This window comes from Bartonella florencae (assembly GCF_000312525.1).
In the GTDB taxonomy this organism is placed as follows: Bacteria; Pseudomonadota; Alphaproteobacteria; order Rhizobiales; family Rhizobiaceae; genus Bartonella; species Bartonella florencae.
On sequence record NZ_HE997451.1, the window covers coordinates 498,469 to 517,376 of the forward strand.

Consider the following 18,908-nt stretch of genomic DNA (forward strand, 5'->3'; position numbering starts at 1 on the left):
CACAATTCTAGCGTGTAAGTAGCTTGTAATTAACACGCTTAAAATTGAGAGATTCTGCACCAAAACGGCGTATCTTATCAGCCTCATATTCGGCAAAATTGCCTTCAAACCATTCCACATGGCCATCACCTTCAAAGGCTAAAATATGCGTGGCCAATCGATCAAGAAACATCCGATCATGTGATATAATAACAGCACAACCAGCAAAATTTTCCAATGCATCTTCCAATGCTGCTAATGTTTCAGTATCAAGGTCATTCGTTGGTTCATCAAGAAGAAGAACATTGCCTCCTTCCTTTAAAAGTTTAGCTAAATGGACTCGATTACGCTGCCCTCCGGATAAATTTGCCACCTTTTGCTGCTGATCTGTCCCCTTGAAATTAAAGGCACCGCAATAAGCGCGACTATTCATCTCATATTTGCCTAATTTAATAATGTCATTTCCACCAGAAACCTCTTCCCAAACGGTTTTATCGCCCGCCAACGCATCACGACTCTGATCAACGTAACTCATATGAACCGTTTCTCCAATACGTATTTGACCTGAATCTTGCTGTTCCTGCCCCGTCAACATTTTAAACAAAGTAGATTTTCCCATACCATTGGCACCAATAACTCCCACAATACCACCAGCAGGAAGTTTAAAAGAGAGATCATCAATTAAGACACGCTCACCATATGCTTTAGAGAGATTATTAACTTCAATCACCACCTGCCCCAATCTTTCCCCAATAGGAATAATGATTTGTGCCTCTCCAAGACGGCGCTCACGTGCAGCTTGAACTAATTCATCATAGGCTTTAATCCGAGCTTTTGATTTTGCTTGACGCCCTTTTGGGCTAGAAGCTATCCACTCTTGCTCACGGGATAATGCCCGCTGACGTGCAGCCTCTTCACGCCCTTCCTGCGCCAGACGCTTGGCTTTCGCCGCCAAATAAGCAGAATAATTCCCCTCATAAGGAATGCCTTTACCGCGATCTACTTCTAAAATCCAACCCGTTACATTATCAAGAAAATAACGATCATGAGTCACCAAAAGCACCGCACCAGGATATTCACGCAGATGCCTTTCAAGCCAAGCTGTCGTTTCTGCATCCAAATGGTTTGTCGGTTCATCCAAAAGCAATAAATCAGGTTTTGACAACAGCAATTTACAAAGAGCAACGCGTCGCTTTTCACCTCCTGAAAGCTTTACAACACTCTCATTGGCGGGGGGACAACCAAGAGCAGCCATAGCCATTTCCACTTGACTTTCTAAATCCCAAAGATTTTGGCTATCAATAATATCTTGAAGCCGTGCACTTTCATCGGCCGTTTTTTCGCTATAATTCATCATCAATTCGTTATAACGCTCGACAATTGCCTGCTTATCTGCAACCCCTTCCATCACATTGCCGCGCACATCTTTGCTTGTATCAAGAAGAGGTTCTTGCGGCAGATAACCACAACGTGCACCTTCCGAAAGCCATGCTTCTCCTGTATATTCCTTATCAAGCCCAGCCATAATACGTAAAATGGTTGATTTACCCGCACCATTTGGTCCTAAAATACCAATCTTTGCATCTGGATAAAAAGACAGATGAATATTTTCTAAAATTTTTTTATTGCCGTAAGCCTTGCTAAGCCCAGCCATGTGATAGATAAATTGACGTGCCATAAATTTCCCTTTATATTGCGCGGTATTAAAGGTTAGGACTTTGAAAAATTGCTTTCGCTTTTCTTAAGCTACACAGTCGAAGAGTGCGTGCATTGTACCAAAAGCTCTTCACTTTATATTGATATATTTTTTTTAATCTCACAAGCCCTACAACGATTTTAAATGCAAAAAAACACCCCTTTGAAAAACAAAGAGCAAATTTTTTTAGCTGTACCGGAAACGTGTCATCAAACATCACCTATCTTTTCTATGCCAGACACAACATTGTGTTTTTACCGTATTAAACCAACATATAAATGCAATCTGGTACCACCCCAAAAACCAATTCTCTATGCCCCCTCTTTTTTTGCCCTATGGGCTTTACATTACGCAGTACAAAATCCTTCCCTTTTTTCATCAATTTTATGTTATGGAAAAGAATGCATGTCCTCCCTTGCCTTGACATGGCTTAAACTGCGTTTACAAAACGATCGCCGCCTTATGGGATCTGACGTTCCAAGTCTGATGATCATGAAAGCTTTGCACCAACATGTGGCGATGAGTCACTATAGTGCACTCCCCATTGGACAATGGCTACAATTCGTAAAAGCCTATAAAATGAATTGTAAAAGCCTCTCTATTCCTCTTTTTTGGCTTGATAATTATAAAAATAACACCGACATCCACGAAATTGTTTTAAAACTTCAAAATAAAATATGATCTTTTAAAGAGAGCATAAAAGTTAAGCCTCCGACAGGAGTATATCCATGGAAAAAAAAGCCTTAATCGTCATTGATATTCAAAATGACTTTTTACCAAGTGGAGCACTTGCAGTACCACAAGGCGATATCATTTTACCAGCTGTCAATAATCTCATAGACAACTTTGAGCATGTTATTTTAACCCAAGACTGGCACCCAAGAAACCATTGCAGTTTTGCTTCGTCCTATCCTGATAAAAAGCCCTATGATACCGTTGATCTTGACTATGGACCTCAGATACTTTGGCCAGATCATTGCATACAAGGAACAAAAGGGGCGGACTTGCATGCATCTCTCAAAGTTGAGAAAGCACAACTTATCCTTCGAAAAGGCTATAATCCGAACATGGATAGCTATTCTGCCTTTTTGGAAAATGACAAAAAAACACCAACAGGCTTACAAGTTTACCTCAAAGAGCATGGTTTTACAAAACTTGCCATATGTGGCTTGGCAACGGATTTTTGTGTAGGGTTTTCTGCTCTTGACGCCATACAGTGTGGCTTTAAAGTCAGCGTTTCATTAAATGCCTGCGCTGGGATTGATCTTAACGGTTCTCTCAACACGATGCTTAAACTTATGAACAAATCAGGTATAGAACTCTTAATGGTCTCTTAAAATCTCTTGTTCTTTTTTGTTATTAAAACACACAAAAAACTCTCAATTTACCTTGAATCAATCTCTTTATTGAGTTGATGACTCTTAAAACGAAGAGAAGAATAAAATGCCATTCCAATAATACAAACCCCAACCATCCCTGTTAAGACTTCAGGAACCTCTATAACAGTTTGCAAATACATAATTACTGCGAGTAGCAAAATCGCATAAAAAGCGCCGTGTTCCAAATAACGATAATGCAACAATACCCCTGATTCGACCAACATAATCGTCATAGAACGAACATAAAACGCTCCGATACCAAGACCAATGGCAATAATAAAAAGATTGTGAGAAAAAGCAAAAGCACCAACAACTCCATCAAAAGAAAAACTCGCATCTAAAATCTCTAGATAAAGAAAAGCCCCTGCCCCTCCTCTGGCAACGGATGTAAGAGTTGTTTTTGGAGCATCTAAAAGCGAGCTGACAGCTTCAATCCCTATAAATATCAAAAGTCCATAAAGAGCAGAAAAGACAAAAAGTCATTTTATCTTCTGTGATAATCTGTGTTGAAAAAAATAATATCAAAGTCAAAACGATTGCAATATCAATGCCAACAAGCGTTCCAAACTTTTGAGCAGGTTTTTCTATAAACGCAAGCCAATGCAGCTTTTTTTCAGAGTCGAAAAAATATTTCAAACCGACCATCATGAGGAAAGTTCCCCCAAAAGCCGCAATCCCTACATGCGCATCTGTTAAGATTGCAGCATAGCGATGTGGCTCCCATATTGCTAATTTCACTGCCGCAATTGGATTAATCCAAGCAGCAATAGCCACTACTAGTAGTGGAAAAATAATCCGCATCCCAAACACAGCCACTAAAATACCCCATACCAAAAAACGGCGACGCCATAAGGGATTCATTGTTCTAAGAACACGAGCATTTATAATAGAGTTATCAAAAGATAAGGAAATTTCTAAAATACCAAGAACACAGCAAATAAAAAAATATTTAAGAAAACCACTAACACTCCCCGTTTCAAACCAACCAAGAGTGCCTCCCATAAAGACACCAACAACTGTGAAAAAAAAAGCCCACTTAAAATAGCCTAATAAGGCCATGATCATTCCTCAAAATTTATTCTTTAATTTATCTGTAGCACAAACCAAAAGATGACATCTGTTAATGAAAAACAGATAAAATCTACACGGCAGCCTTATATGGAATTCTCTTTAGAAAAAACAAGAAAATAATCAGTAATTGTGCTATCTTTTTAAAAAACAGGAAAATATTTTAGATTAATATGCAACATAATAATTGAAAAACCACTTTCTAGCCACTAAAATCAAAAAAAATAAAACTATAAATATTGACATTACATCATGAGATATTAATACATAGTGTGCCTTTATTGGTCAAACTATACCATGATGATTTACTGAGGGAGATAATTCGTGGCACGTCCTGAAACTGAATCAAAAACTATATTTGGCAAACGTTTACGTTATGTACGTCTTGCTTTAGGGGATCCATCACGTGAAACTTTAGCTAAAAGTTTTAGTATGACAAAAAACTCTATCGCTTTTTATGAACGTGGAGAAAGAGAACCCAACCTTAGTGTTTTACAAACATACCGCACATTATACGGTGTCAATATTAATTGGCTTTTAACCGGACAAGGAAAAATGTTTGACAATGAGTATACGAAAGGTGACTTCGATTGGAACTATTTTATAAAAAAAATTGAAGGGCTTGAAGAAATTCTTGCCAACAATGATCGTATTGAAAACCTAAATCAAGAAAAAATTGATAACTCTTACGAAAAATTGCAGCAATACTTGTCAAAACAAGGCTTATCGAATGCTCTTAATCCAAAATCCGCAAGCTCTCTTATTGATGTAAAAGCAAAAATGGCTAATTCTTATACCCTTAGCTTGTTTATTGATCTACTTATTCGAAGTACATCACAAAAAGAAATGATAGCTAATCAATAAATATTTTTGTCATAAAAAAACAATAAAATACAGATAAACTTTATCAGCACGGAGAGAATTATTCTTAATTTTCCATGCTTATAAAGTTTAGTGTGTTGCTTTTATAGTAAAAGAATTTCATATATTAACTTTAATGATAATAAAAAGAATTTTTTTCTATTCTAAGAAGGTCTATAAAGTCATTAGAATTTAAAAAATGATTTCTATAGTATAAAATAGCTATTTATAAATTATTGACAATAAATATTTTCCTGTTACACATATATGACCCTCATAGAAATTATTGTTTAAGACAAAAAAATGAAGGGAAATACATTGACTACTTATTATAGAGACATACCTTAATACTCATAGTCAGAGTGTTTGAATATTCATCCTGCAAATTATTGACTATTTTATAAGGTGAGAAGCATGTATTTTGAGGTGTTTCAAGGTGTTCATAATCAATGGTATTGGCGTTTAATCTCAGGAGATGAACAAAAAATCGCTTTTTCTAGCAAGGGTTATCCAACGAAACAAGATATTCTGATAAATATTGAACAGATAAAAGAAATTACGCATAAGGCTCTTATTAGAGAACTACAATCCTAACGCTCCTTAATTATTTAAAACAAAGATTTTAATTGATTATTTAAAACTCTATATCACATTTTTATGAGGGACAGAAAAGCGACTAATCTTCCCTCAAAAGGATAGTTTTTTATAGAGTCTCTAACATACAGAAAATAATATAGAGCTTTTGGCAAATGCTGTGCCTTTTAAAAATAATCAAACGACTATTGAAGCCATAAGCAAAAACTCTTTAAAAGATTGTGTCTTTTTATAAAATTAACAAATACCATAGACTATGTTTAAAACAGCAATTATTATTTTCTACAAAAAACTAACTTTCTTTTTGGCATCTTCTATTATCTCTTTTGCACCTTTTTATTGAAGCTATTTTTTTATGATATAGTTTGTTTCCTAACCAAACACATCACCTCTAATATTATTTTCAGCAATAGATAACATGAAGAATAGTGACATTTTCATAAAAAGTTGTGGAACCATATACAATTCTTAATAATCCTAGCATACAGTTCGACAAGATTTATCTCTCTCGTCTATCGCTAACTTCTTGCTTTACTTTCTTAACGCTCTCAAAATTTTGCATACACAGATTCAATGCAAAAAATACATACAATCACTTTTTCGCATCATTTTTAGATTTCATTGCTTTTCCTGATATTGCTTTATAATTTCCTCGTACTGCTTAATTTGTTTTTTCAGTTTTTCAATTGCTTGATTGCGTCTTTTAATCATCATATTCTGCTCTCTAATCGCCCTCTCTCGTTCTTCAGTCATCTTCATAGAATCTCTTAAAAACTCATGCTTGATCTTTCTTGCCTGTTCTTTAAAAGATTTAACCTGATCACGATAATAAAGGGCAAACTGAAACATAACGCCACTAAAAAGCAAAACAACAATCACCATTCCTAATAAAATGTCATGTAAACTCACTTTGATCTCCTTTTATCGTCATTAAACTTATCATCTTAATCAGTTTATTTCGTTGCAGTCTTTATCAAAAAAGAATGCAAAATTGCCATATACCCGATGCAAAAATTGCGTTTAGGTATCCTTATTTTCTTCATCAAAACACGCAAAAACCAACCAAAAACAGCCAAAAACTGCCTAAATCCTTCCTCTCATACCAACTATTTACAGCATACTTATTTACACAAAACACAAGAACACAAATATTCTCAAACAATGCTAATGATGCGCTTTGTTCAACAGATATCTCTTCTGTATCATTTTTATCTAGATTTCTTGTAGCATGCGGAATGCTGCTCTCTATGAAGACTCCTTTTTCATTGCGAAAATCTTTATAGTCATAATCTTCAGTATGACAATAAAGCTTTGCTTTCTCACAAATCTTTGCATAAACACAAATTAAAGAGTCGATATATAAATTGCTAGGGAGCTTAAAATTACAATAAATCTTTACCCTGTTACAAACATACAATCTAATGCAAGTCTCTCTACTATCATATACTTGTGCACTACTATAAACAGGGATAATGCTGAAAAAAGATAATATAGAATATGTCTGTCTACCTTCATAAACACAGCTTTTTGTGGAAACAAAAACATCATGAAAAAATATAGAGTCAATAAAAATGCGTTCATTTTCGATAAAGCATCTACCACTTATATGATATTTTCCCCAATAACCACCTTCATGATTGAAAATACCTTCGTGTTTTAAAAAATCACCAAAATTACTTTTTTTGATGTTTCTAAACTCTCTTAACCCACCCATGCGATATACCATTTGACAGCAATCTAATCTCTTAAAAACAAAAGGAAAACGAGTGCCCCATAGCCATGAACTTCTATTTTTCTACAGCAATGATGTTTTTTCTTAGAACCATACAGCTTCATTATATCCACATACCAAATGCAGAAATTTCTTATAAAAGCCAATGTTGGAGTATATCTTGATTTATAATGATGCTGCGTATACTATCAGTAATATTTCATAAACACACCAAGTGTATTTCCATTTCTGGTTATACGCGCCCGCTCTGTCACAATCGTGAAACTAAGCAAGCATTTTTTATTGTTTCGAATCTAAAAGTATATGGGGACATTTTGTTAATTAAAAACAACTCTGTATCCTTCATAAACGAAAAGCTACGCATGGATATTTTCACGTTCCTTGTTTCATGTATTCTAGATTCGTAGTGTGATATTAACGCTATAGCGTAAATGTGTAAAGGTCTAAAAATGAAAAAGACTGAAAAAGATTGGTTCCAACGCTTAATTGAATTAATAGAAAGTGACGGACGCACAATGATTCAAATAAGTAAAGCAGCAGGCTGTGGGCAAAACTACGTACAACAAATGATAAAGGGAGGAAAAAGACCCTCTGTAGATAAGCTTATGGCTATTCTTAACACACTCGGAAATGCTAGCGCCATATATGTGATAACTGGTTTTAACATCTCCGATGAAGATTTAAAACTTATCGCTTTGATTTCTTCTGGAGATAAAAAGAAGATTGAAGCTTTAAATGTTCTGTTGACTGAGCAGAAGTTGTAGAATTTTCCACTATTTTCAATATCTCTTGCTTTTGAGCCGTAGACAAAGCCTCCCATTTCACAATGATATCAGATAAAGCTGAATCAAATTTTTCATCATTCTTCATAGCTATACTCCATGTAGTCAAACTAGATAACGCGAAAGCGTTTATACATATCCCATACTTTAGAAAAAAATATTTGCAATTGGCAGTACGGAAGCAGTTGTGTACAAAAAGATAAAATCAGATGGAATTCTGTTGCTTATGTACCATGATGAAACAGAAAACATTGCAAGGTCCAGACTTTTTTATGAAAAAATTGATATCATCACTTTTATCAACAACGTTGATAATGTTACGCAAATCTTGCGATTCGAACCAACAACGAATTGATGCCAAAATATCTCTAAAGTCGCTGCTGATCTCCACATGAAAGGATACAAAAAGCCTGTTTTGAAAGAAAAATATATCACAATTTTATTTTACACAGCACTATCTATGTTTTTTAAACGATATTGCAAAGCAAGAACATAACAATACGTACAGCTCTTATAAACAGCAATGCTACCTACAACTTCACAACATGCACTTCAAAAAGGCACTTTCTCTCTGAAAACCCTTTTGAAATATTGACACAGCGATCTATCATAAACAAAAATGGCAATACTTAAAAAGGGACAACGGGTCAAGCCCTAATGATACCTTCACATACATTGCACAAACATTTACCAAAAGAACAACAGATTCTCTAGCATAAGAAAAAAACAGCGACAGATGTCATCATTTCTGTTCGCGCAGTGCCTAGAAATCTCTATCAACTACGTTCTTTTATACAAGCTTGAACGATAATGACATAATTTTGAACAACCGGAAAGAGATTGTAGATTATATCATTTATTGAAACCAATCTAAAATAAAAGCTCTGTTCCGATTTTACCTAAAAACCTTTAAATTCAGCTTATTGAAAAAATATTACATTTGCAAGAAAAGCCGCAATAAACTTATCAAAGATACTTTTCCCCTGTCTCATGAAGAATATAAAATGCACAATAATTTATATCGATTCATAGGGGTGAATCGCTGTTGTCAATAAAAGCCTTTTTGGCTAAACAAAAGAGAGTGTCACTACCCTTCATATAAAAATTATAAATAGAAGAACACTTGCAAGAGAATTATCAAAAACAAAAAGATTTCGCAATTAACAGCAAAATACCTGAAGAATTAGAGAATACTTAACCCTAAAAACTTCTATATAATCATTTATTTTACGAGTGGTGGGCCCGGAGGGACTCGAACCCCCAACCAAGCGGTTATGAGCCGCTGGCTCTAACCAATTGAGCTACAGGCCCCACATAGGTTGCTTCTCTCTAAACTAAAACGCCCCATGATACAAGAGCCTAGCTAAATTATAACCCATCTTTTTCTCTTTTCTATTGGTTTTTTTTCTAATGCTCTAATTTCTTTACAAGAACTCCTAGAAATGAGAAAGTAATAAACTGATAATTATTAAAGGAATAGATATGACAAAAACAGTTTTCCATGCATTGAATCGCTATAGAATCAAAATAGCGATGATGACACTCGCACTCCTCGTCAGTTCACTCCCCCTGCACGCTGAAGCAAGCAAAATGAGAAATGCGACGATCACAGTTACTGCAACTGGCGAAAGCCAAGCCATACCGGATATGGCAATTATCAATCTCGCCGTTGTTACTGATGATAAAACTGCTCAAAAGGCATTAGCAGCCAATAATAAATCTATGAATGATATTATAAATGCCTTTAAAAGCAATGGTATCCACGCAAATGATTTACAAACATCGGGCTTATCTATTTACCAATCTCATCCTGAGAAACATCACGAGAAAAAGAATAATGAAAAACTATACCATGTTTCAAATTCTTTAACAGTACGTATTCGTGATATTGCCAATGCTGGTAAAATATTTGATCAAGCAATGATGCTGGGTGTTAATTCAGTAAATGATATTACCTTTACCAATGCTGAAACAAAGTCATTTTATCAAGAAGCACGTAAAAAAGCTATTGCTGAAGCCATTGAAAAAGCGAAAACGATAGCACAAGCAGCAGATGTAAAATTAGGAAGAATCATTGAGATTAATGAAAATAATGATCACCATTATCCAATGCCACGTCTTATGAGACGAGCAGCAGATACGAGCTATGAAGATACAAATTTTTCAGCGGGTGAATTAAGCTATAGTGTCAGTGTGACTATGGTATTTTCTATAGATTAAGCCATATACTGTCATCGCTTATTACATGAAAAATTCATCACTGGCCTTCACAAAGAAGACCAGTGATATGGTGGAGATAGGCTTCTTCAGACGATAATTCATCTTCGTAAATTTCTATCTGCCCACGCGCAGAAAATTGTGTTTGATGCACGGTCTGACAATCTCCTGATACCAAAGGATGCCACCATTGAAGGTCTTTTCCCTCGTTCATTAATCTATAAGCACAAGTTTCTGGTAACCAACGGGCTGTTTTAACTGTCGCAACATCCAGCGCTATACAATTGGAAACAATTGATTGACGATGAACATAGTTTTTGCACTGACAAGTTTCTCGATCTAAAAGACGACAGGCAACATTGGTTGCATAAATATCACCTGTATCCTCATCTTCTACTTTGTGCAAACAACAACGCCCACACCCGTCACAAAGACTTTCCCACTCAAGAAGTGAAATTTCTTCTAGTTTTTTTACTTTCCAAAAGGGAGTTTTTTTACTCATAAACTCAGCCATATCTTTTTGATAAAAAACTTACTAAAAAGCAAAGTAAATAAAATTTTCTACATTATCTTGAAGTTAAGCTTTTTTAGAAATTTAATAAAAGATGGACTCTATTTAGTTAGCAAACATCTGATATGCAGAAAAATAATACCTCAAAACATACAAATTTAAAATATTTCATAATCTAGAATCATATGACCTAAATAAATCTTTAAATGCCCCATATTTAAATAAATTACTTATGTGAATGTTTTTTGTAGTACGAAAGAAAAGCACCTTCATCATAAAAGAGTTTATATCTTCGCACAACACCAGCTATGCTTAAATCATATCTCTGAATAGATTGACTGCTACAGGCAAAATAATACTTTAGACATCATACATTCTTTTGAGAACTCAGCCTATAGCTCTATGGAATCCTCGTTATTTTTATAACAGTTACGCAAAGAGCAAATCCACAAAAAATGTTAGACCTACCGCAAATTTTGCATGAATTGCTCCACCCTGCTCCTTTTTCAAAAGAAAAACCTTACAAAAAAGCAGGCTGCCTTTTTCATCCACATTTATCAAAAAAGAAAACAATGTTGAAAACGCAAAAACTTCTCTATTTAAGAATCAAGGAAACTACGTAATTTGCGTGAACGGCTAGGATGTTTCAATTTACGAAGTGCCTTTGCCTCAATCTGACGGATACGCTCTCGGGTTACTGAAAATTGTTGACCAACTTCTTCCAACGTATGATCGGTATTCATTCCAATACCAAAACGCATCCGTAGAACACGTTCTTCACGTGGCGTGAGGGAAGCAAGGACACGCGTTGTCGTATCCCGTAAATTAGCCTGAATAGCTGCATCAATTGGCAATAACGCATTTCTATCCTCAATAAAATCACCCAAATGAGAATCATCCTCATCACCAACAGGTGTTTCAAGTGAAATGGGCTCTTTTGCAATTTTAAGCACTTTCCGTACCTTTTCTAACGGCATAGAAAGCTTACTAGACAATTCTTCTGGTGTGGGCTCACGTCCAATTTCATGGAGAATCTGGCGTGATGTACGTACAATTTTGTTAATTGTTTCAATCATATGAACAGGGATACGAATAGTACGTGCCTGATCAGCAATTGAACGAGTAATTGCCTGACGAATCCACCACGTTGCATAGGTTGAGAACTTATAGCCACGCCGATATTCAAATTTATCCACCGCCTTCATCAAGCCAATATTGCCTTCTTGAATAAGATCAAGGAACTGCAAACCACGATTCGTATATTTTTTTGCAATTGAAATTACGAGACGCAAATTTGCTTCCACCATTTCTTTTTTAGCGATGGTTGATTCGCGTTCACCTTTTTGCACCTGCGTAACAATCCGACGAAACTCACTAATAGAAATAGCTGTTTCTTGGGCAAGATTCTGTATTTCGCTACGCAAATTTTGAATTTCCTTCGCTTCACGCATTGAGAACTCTTGCCAACCAGGTCTTGGCAAAGTGGCAATATAATTCACCCAATCAGCATCCAATTCACGCCCTTGGTATTCCTTTAAAAAGTCCTCATGACCGATACCATAACTGTTAGCAATTCGTTTTAGCTTACCTTCATTATGAATCAGTCTTTTATTGATATCATAAAGCTGCTCAACCAAAGACTCGATACGATTTTGATTCAAAGAGAGAGATTTCACTGCTTGAATCAACTCACTCTTTAATTGGATGTATTTTTTCTTCTGAGAAGATGAAAGAGCTCCCTCTTTCCGTTCTGCTAAACTACTCTCCACATGCTGATCTTGTAGTTTTCGCAATTTTACATAGGTTTGTGCAATAAAATCCAATGTTTCCATGACTTGAGGACAAAGTTCATTCTCCATTGCAGCAAGAGACAAGTTAACATCATCTTCGTCTTCTTCATCATCTTCAATGCCTCTTTCACCAGCGATTCCATGGATATTACGCGTAGCAGCAGCTATTTTATCCTCTTTTATCTTATCAATTTCACTTTGTTCAACAAGTGGCGCTTGCTTCGCTTCTGGACCAGCGTAAGTCATTTCAAGATCAATAATTTCACGAAGAAGAATACGCTGTTCTTTCAATTCCTCGCGCCAAATAATGAGAGCTTGAAAAGTTAAAGGACTCTCACAAAGCCCTGCAATCATTGTTTCACGTCCTGCCTCAATACGTTTAGCAATGGCAATTTCGCCTTCCCGCGAAAGCAGTTCAACAGCTCCCATCTCACGCAAATACATACGTACAGGATCATCAGTACGATCTGTTAGCTCACGTTTATTTGTTGTTGTTGCAACTGCATGACTAGAAGCCTCTACTAAATCTCCCCCCTCCACGGCCACTTCTTCGTCATACCGTTCAGAATCGACTTCATCTTCATCATCCACAACATTAATGCCCATCTCGGAGAACATAGCTAAGATATCTTCAATTTGTTCGGATGTAACTTCATCAGAAGGAAGAACTGCATTCAATTCATCCATTGTCACATAGCCATTTTTTTTGGCAAGTTTAACCATTTTCTTGATGGCATCATCAGAAAAATCAAGAAGAGGACTATCCAAACTCGCTTGGCTTGTTACTTCTATATTATCTTTCTGTTTAACCTTTGTTGCCATACCATAACTCCACTTGATCACTCCACAGCTCTCATGTGACCAGTTTTTTGTGTTCTCACTTAAAACCCTATTAACAATTCCCCATAATATACTTCCTCTTAGAGGAGATTACTATTTGAGAGACTACATTGTATACACCCTTCATTCACACGAAAACGCGGGAAAACTCCAGAAGTTTCCCCGACACCTCTCAGCCGTTCTGAGATAATCTCTGTACCCTATAGTTAAGAACCAACTTCCCGCTTTTCCTAAAATTTAGTCGTCATTCTTTATAAAAATGCCATTCTACATAACTTCTTCATACTGAGCCTTAGGTGACTGATTCGCATCAAAAAAGCGAATCATTTTATCGTATCTTGCTTATTCCCGTCTATTTTTTCATCCAACCAACTTCCAAATCCTTCAATTAATGCGTCTGTTGCTTGCATTTGCTCTATCTCATTTTTTATCTCACGCAGCAGATCAAAAACCTCACTCTTAGGATTTTCTACGAGTTGCTCTTCAATATCTTGTAGTCTCTTATGTAGGTGGTATTCTTGAAGATGCAAGTAGACAGCCTGTTTTAATATAGTACGAGCATCTTCAATGGAAGCTCTCACAAAAACAGTACGCATACCAATATTTTGTACAAGATGTTTCATTCGCTCTAACAAAGCTTTTTGTCCTCTTTCTTCTAAGAGAGCAACCATTGTTTCCTTATCATGCAGCTGCTGATTGCCAAGAATTTCCAACATGGATTGATGAAAACATATCAATTGTGTGTTTTGTAATTCCAACTCAGCTAAAACTTCAAAATTTTCATACCATAACTCAGGATAATAAGCCAAAATTAATAAAATAACAGCCTCACGCAAAGGAATAGATTGCGAAGAATTGCGCACGATATCGGAATTTGCCAAAGCAAAAAAAGACTGATCTCTAAATATTTTATTTTGGGAGGACTGATGATAACGCCCTGTGGATTTTTTTTTCGAAAAAAAAGAACCAAAAAAATCAAAAAGCCGCTTTTTTATATCCTGTAAATAATAACGACGTATATCTTCATCTTTAATGGTAAAAATTTGCTGTTTCAGTTGTTTTTCTAATGCTGCTCGTGCCTCTGGGGTTTCAAAATTCTTCCCATAAGTAGAACGCCACCACAAAAGCTCAATCAACGGAATGGCCTTTTGCAAAAAAGTAGAAAAAAGTTCTGCCCCACCAGCAGCAATAATTTCATCGGGATCTTGGCCTTGTGGCAACAAAACAAAGCGTACAGATACCCCCGACTTTAAAAGAGGTAACACGCGATCAGCAGCACGAAAAGCAGCTTTTAAACCAGCCTCATCTCCATCAAAACACAAAATGGGATCAGAGCCCATCTGCCATAAAAGTCCAATTTGCGCTTCCGTTAATGCTGTGCCCAAAGGTGCTACCGCTCTCTCAAAACCAGCCTTGGCCAGCGCAATCACATCCATATACCCTTCAACGACAAGGAGAGAGCGAACTTTTTCATCACCAGCAGAGCGGCTATTTTTACGAGCAGCAGCTGCATTGTAAAGCATATTTCCTTTATGAAATAGCACTGTTTCTGGACTATTGAGATATTTTGCCGGCGTATCTTTCTCTAATGCACGCCCCCCAAAAGCCACCACACGTCCACGTAAATCTTCAATAGGAAACATAATACGATTTCTAAATCGATCATAGGAAGTCGTATTATCTTCACTCCACTTAAGAAGCCCACAATCCTCCATTTGTTTGACAGAAATACCCCGCGCGCTTAAAGCTTCTTTTAAAGCGGTACGCCTCATGGGAGCAAAACCAATCTGAAAACGCTTTGCGAGTTTTGGCGTTACACCACGCGCATCAAGATAACGACGCGCCTGCACACCTTCTTTATCGCGTAAACTATATTGAAAAAAATCTGTAGCGATTCTCATAATTTCATAAAGATCAGCCTTTTCCATTTGACGTTTATGACTTTGCGGATCAAAAAGGGGAAGTTTTACCCCTGCAAAATCAGCCAAACGCTCTACACTTTCTGAAAAGTGCAATCCATCAAGCTCACAAAGAAAGGTAAAAATATCACCACTCACCCCACAACCAAAACAGTAATAGCGACCTTTACGATCATCACAATGAAAACTTGGCGTTTTTTCCCCATGAAATGGACAACAGCACCAAAAATCTCCTCGTGAAGGCTTGCTTTTTTGAGGATCAAACACCACCCTTTGTCCAATAACTGTTGAAATTGGCAACCTTGTACGAAGCTCATCAAGGAAATCAGGAGGAAAGCGCATTATCTCTCACAGAGGTTTAAAATTCTTTTTTGCATATTTAACGACTTTAGAGCATAATTCCAATACTTCCTCTTAAAGCGGTTAAAAAAATTAAAGCCTCAACCACATATTTTTCAGAAATGGAGAATGAAAAAGTGATCAAATTTCTTGTTCAATATCCACTGCTAGAATCTATTGCTTGGCTCATTATCCTTATTATCATTGCTTTTCTATGCAATTTGTTAGCCCGAAGTCTTTTCTTTCACGGAGCAAAACGGCTTTCTTCTTTTTTGCCTAACGAAACAACCATTGATATTGAAAACACCAATCATTATATCGCGAATATTGTTGCAGCCTTTACGCTCTCCATCGGTATTAACTTTATCCCAACACTCCCAGATACACTAAGCACTATTATCAGTAATGTTGCAAATGCCTTCATTATTTTTATGGTTGTTTTAGTCATTTCTTCCTTTCTGAATGTTATTAATATCCTTTATGAACAACGGCCCACAGCACGGTTAAAACCAATAAAAGGTTATATTCAAATCGCTAAAATTGCGCTTTTTGCTGTAGCTGCAATTCTAATGGTTGCCACATTAATTGACCGCTCGCCTCTTATTCTTTTATCTGGTCTTGGTGCAATGGCCGCCGTCCTCATGTTGATTTTTCAAGATACATTGCTTTCTCTCATTGCAGGTATCCAAATTTCATCTACCGATATGGTTCGTGTTGGTGATTGGATTGAAATCCCCACTCTTAATGTAGATGGTGATGTTCTTGAAATCGCACTTCATACCGTTAAAGTACAAAACTTCGATAAAACAATTACGACTGTGCCTATCCGTAAATTGGTGACGGATCCTTTTAAAAATTGGCGTGGCATGGAAGAAGCCGGTGGGCGACGCATTAAACGCTCTCTCTTCATTGACCAATCAAGTATCCGTTTTCATACCGAAGAAGAACAAAAACATCTTTCACGATTTAATTTGTTAGAAAGCTATTTCACCAAAAAAATACCAGAAATCAATGAATGGAACTCACAATTAGATAAAAACCACGACGTGTTAGCCAATACCCGCCGTTTAACCAATATTGGAACCTTTCGTGCTTATGTTTTTGCTTATTTAAGAAAACATCTTAATATCGAACAAAACATGACGCTCATGGCACGGCAATTACCTCCTACACCAAATGGTTTACCCTTAGAAATCTATTGCTTTACCAATACAACCGTTTGGCTAGAATATGAACAAATCCAAGCTGATATTTTTGATCACCTTTACTCCATTCTTCCTAGTTTTGGTCTAAAGATTTATCAAAACCCAAGTGGCTATGATTTTCGTCATGTATTAGAAGCGAGAGAAAAGTAAGACGATAAAACACAATTCATTAATTTTTTAGATTAACCATATTTATAACAACAAAGAAAGAAAAAAGTATCATGAATGGTTCATTGGTACTCCTTCATCTTGCAGGCGCTGTTTCTTTACTTCTCTGGGCAACACGCATGGTGCGCACAGGGGTTGAACGGGCCTATGGCGACAAACTTAAATACAAAATGCGCCATGTCATTTCCAAACCCTTATTTGCTGTAAGTTTTGGACTTTTTGCAGCAATGATTTTACAAAGCTCTACAGCAATAACGCTGCTTGTTGGTTCTTTTGTTGAATCTGGTTTTGTTTCTGGATTAGCAGGACTTATGGCTGTACGTGGTGGAGAATTAGGATCAGCATTAGTTGTCAAGATTCTCTCCTATGATCTCACAATCATTGTACCTTTGTGTCTTTTAATCGGCACTTTTATCTTTATGACAACACAAAAACGTGATTGGCGTCAAATAGGACGTATTGTTATCGGCATAGGCCTTTTGATTTTGTCTTTACAAATGATAAGCACAGCCACAGAACCTTTACGTGAAAGTGCAATTCTGCCCAGCATTATCGGTTATCTTTCAACAGATCCTGTTTCCACATTTTTATTAGCAGCTACATTGACTTATCTTTTGCATTCATCCATTGCAGGTATCATTTTGCTAATCAATTTTGCTAATTATAATCTTATCCATGCACAACTCTGTGTTATTATGGTCCTTGGTGTTAATTTTGGCTCTTCTCTTATAGCACCACTTTTAACACGCGGTGCCTCCCCTAATACCCGTCTTGTTCCCTTGGGAAATTTACTCATGCGTGGAGCTGGTTCAATTCTTGTCCTTATCTTCTTTCTCTTCTTTCAACCACCCATCACATGGCTTGGGAATAATGCCTCTACTCAAGTGATCAATGCCCATATTATTTTCAATATTTTTATCCTTCTTGCTGGGATACCTCTCTCGAAATGGACTTTAAAACTGACCACAAAAATTGTTCATCTAAGTACAAAAAAAACGGGCGCTGATAAAATGCTTAATTTATCTAATCAAACAGCTCTTGATGATAGTGTCCTTGAACGTCCAACTTTAGCTCTTTCTAATGTCATGCGTGAAGTCATCCATATTTGTGATCTTGTCGATATCATGCTAGAAAAAATTATGGGACTTTATGAAAAACCCGATCCCGACATCATCCATGAGCTCAACCAATTAAACACCATATTGGACAAAAAGCATATCGCAATCAAACTTTATCTCGCACGTTTAGCTGGACAGAAATTGTCGGATGAAGAAGCCCTTCAAACACAAGAACTTCTAGGAGCTTGTATAAAATTAGATCAAGCAGGAGATATTATTATTCATAATATGCTTATGCTGGTTAAAAAGAAACAACAAAAAGGTTTACAATTTAGCAGCGATGGATGGAACGATCTTCTTCGTTTTCACGCCATTGTTTTAGCAAATGCGCATATTGCATTTAATGTTCTTGTCTCACGTGACACACACACTGCGCATTTACTGGTGCAGAAAAAAGATCAACTGAGAAATTTAGAAAAAGAGATGAGTTTAAAACATTTTAAACGTCTTCGTGAAGGTGACCTTAAAAATATAGAGTCATCCAGCCTTCATCTTGATACAGTACGCGACCTAAAACAAATCAATTCGCTTTTAACCTCAATGATCTACCCAATTTTAGAAGCACAAGGCCTCCTCCAAAGTTCGCGCCTACGCAATCCTGCTGAACAATAAACCCTTAAGCTTTGAAAATATCTAAACAATAAGCAAGCCTCATTGACTATTAAATTGCGGACATTCAAATATCTTAGTTAAATCAAATACTCTTGTAA

At 36.4% G+C, this 18,908-nt stretch carries 14 protein-coding genes, 1 tRNA gene and 2 pseudogenes; 8 read left to right on the forward strand and 9 right to left on the reverse strand.

What is annotated here, in order from left to right:
* Positions 1 to 7: 7 nt before the first annotated feature.
* A complete protein-coding gene (ettA, locus tag BN202_RS02265) occupies positions 8 to 1,657 on the reverse strand; it encodes an energy-dependent translational throttle protein EttA (RefSeq protein WP_019218901.1) in 1,650 nt (549 codons plus the stop codon).
* 162 nt (positions 1,658 to 1,819) lie between these two features.
* On the opposite strand from ettA, the gene BN202_RS02270 reads away from it, so the two are divergent.
* Together BN202_RS02270 and pncA are read left to right on the forward strand one after the other, a co-directional pair.
* Entirely contained in the window at positions 1,820 to 2,356 is a 537-nt protein-coding gene (locus BN202_RS02270) for a hypothetical protein (RefSeq protein WP_019218902.1), read from the forward strand.
* A 47-nt stretch (positions 2,357 to 2,403) separates the two neighbouring features.
* The gene (gene pncA / locus BN202_RS02275; protein ID WP_019218903.1) at positions 2,404 to 3,012 is read left to right on the forward strand and encodes a bifunctional nicotinamidase/pyrazinamidase; all 609 of its coding nucleotides are present in this window, start codon (positions 2,404 to 2,406) and stop codon (positions 3,010 to 3,012) included.
* Positions 3,013 to 3,059: 47 nt separating this feature from the next.
* Here the strand turns inward: pncA and BN202_RS02280 are convergent.
* Positions 3,060 to 4,113 (reverse strand): annotated as a pseudogene (locus tag BN202_RS02280) (DUF475 domain-containing protein).
* A gap of 333 nt (positions 4,114 to 4,446) precedes the next feature.
* On the opposite strand from BN202_RS02280, the gene BN202_RS02285 reads away from it, so the two are divergent.
* Positions 4,447 to 4,986, forward strand: a complete 540-nt coding sequence (locus tag BN202_RS02285) for a helix-turn-helix domain-containing protein (RefSeq protein WP_019218904.1) — start codon at positions 4,447 to 4,449, stop codon at positions 4,984 to 4,986.
* A 411-nt stretch (positions 4,987 to 5,397) separates the two neighbouring features.
* Entirely contained in the window at positions 5,398 to 5,577 is a 180-nt protein-coding gene (locus BN202_RS02290) for a YegP family protein (protein WP_019218905.1), read from the forward strand.
* Positions 5,578 to 6,169: 592 nt separating this feature from the next.
* Here BN202_RS02290 and BN202_RS02295 read toward each other — a convergent pair.
* Together BN202_RS02295 and BN202_RS02300 are read right to left on the reverse strand one after the other, a co-directional pair.
* Positions 6,170 to 6,486: pseudogene (locus tag BN202_RS02295) on the reverse strand (hypothetical protein).
* A gap of 133 nt (positions 6,487 to 6,619) precedes the next feature.
* Positions 6,620 to 7,291, reverse strand: a complete 672-nt coding sequence (locus BN202_RS02300) for a hypothetical protein (protein WP_019218907.1) — start codon at positions 7,289 to 7,291, stop codon at positions 6,620 to 6,622.
* Positions 7,292 to 7,758: 467 nt separating this feature from the next.
* Between BN202_RS02300 and BN202_RS02305 the strand changes: the two genes are divergently transcribed.
* Positions 7,759 to 8,073: a helix-turn-helix domain-containing protein gene (locus BN202_RS02305; RefSeq protein WP_006590216.1), complete on the forward strand. Its 315-nt coding sequence runs from the start codon at positions 7,759 to 7,761 to the stop codon at positions 8,071 to 8,073.
* Here BN202_RS02305 and BN202_RS10230 read toward each other — a convergent pair.
* Together BN202_RS10230 and BN202_RS02315 are read right to left on the reverse strand one after the other, a co-directional pair.
* Positions 7,997 to 8,179 carry a hypothetical protein gene (locus BN202_RS10230; RefSeq protein WP_083859150.1) on the reverse strand — a complete coding sequence of 61 codons (183 nt, stop codon included), beginning with the start codon at positions 8,177 to 8,179 and terminating at the stop codon, positions 7,997 to 7,999. The two genes, BN202_RS02305 and BN202_RS10230, sit on opposite strands and share 77 nt — an antisense overlap.
* A 1,146-nt stretch (positions 8,180 to 9,325) precedes the next feature.
* Positions 9,326 to 9,402, reverse strand: a tRNA-Ile gene (locus BN202_RS02315).
* 171 nt (positions 9,403 to 9,573) lie between these two features.
* Here BN202_RS02315 and BN202_RS02320 point away from each other — a divergent pair.
* Positions 9,574 to 10,311, forward strand: coding sequence for an SIMPL domain-containing protein (locus BN202_RS02320; RefSeq protein ID WP_019218909.1), 738 nt, complete (start codon positions 9,574 to 9,576; stop codon positions 10,309 to 10,311).
* 37 nt (positions 10,312 to 10,348) lie between these two features.
* Here BN202_RS02320 and BN202_RS02325 read toward each other — a convergent pair whose 3' ends face one another.
* The 3 genes from BN202_RS02325 to dnaG form a co-directional block, all read right to left on the reverse strand.
* Positions 10,349 to 10,810: a YcgN family cysteine cluster protein gene (locus tag BN202_RS02325; protein ID WP_034987081.1), complete on the reverse strand. Its 462-nt coding sequence runs from the start codon at positions 10,808 to 10,810 to the stop codon at positions 10,349 to 10,351.
* A 608-nt stretch (positions 10,811 to 11,418) separates the two neighbouring features.
* Positions 11,419 to 13,431: an RNA polymerase sigma factor RpoD gene (gene rpoD, locus BN202_RS02330; RefSeq protein WP_019218912.1), complete on the reverse strand. Its 2,013-nt coding sequence runs from the start codon at positions 13,429 to 13,431 to the stop codon at positions 11,419 to 11,421.
* 341 nt (positions 13,432 to 13,772) lie between these two features.
* Positions 13,773 to 15,710, reverse strand: a complete 1,938-nt coding sequence (gene dnaG / locus BN202_RS02335) for a DNA primase (RefSeq protein ID WP_019218913.1) — start codon at positions 15,708 to 15,710, stop codon at positions 13,773 to 13,775.
* A 134-nt stretch (positions 15,711 to 15,844) separates the two neighbouring features.
* Between dnaG and BN202_RS02340 the strand changes: the two genes are divergently transcribed.
* Positions 15,845 to 17,062: a mechanosensitive ion channel family protein gene (locus BN202_RS02340; protein WP_019218914.1), complete on the forward strand. Its 1,218-nt coding sequence runs from the start codon at positions 15,845 to 15,847 to the stop codon at positions 17,060 to 17,062.
* 71 nt (positions 17,063 to 17,133) lie between these two features.
* On the forward strand, positions 17,134 to 18,810 hold the full coding sequence (locus BN202_RS02345) for a Na/Pi cotransporter family protein (protein ID WP_019218915.1): 1,677 nt from the start codon (positions 17,134 to 17,136) through the stop codon (positions 18,808 to 18,810).
* The last annotated feature ends 98 nt before the right edge of the window (positions 18,811 to 18,908 follow it).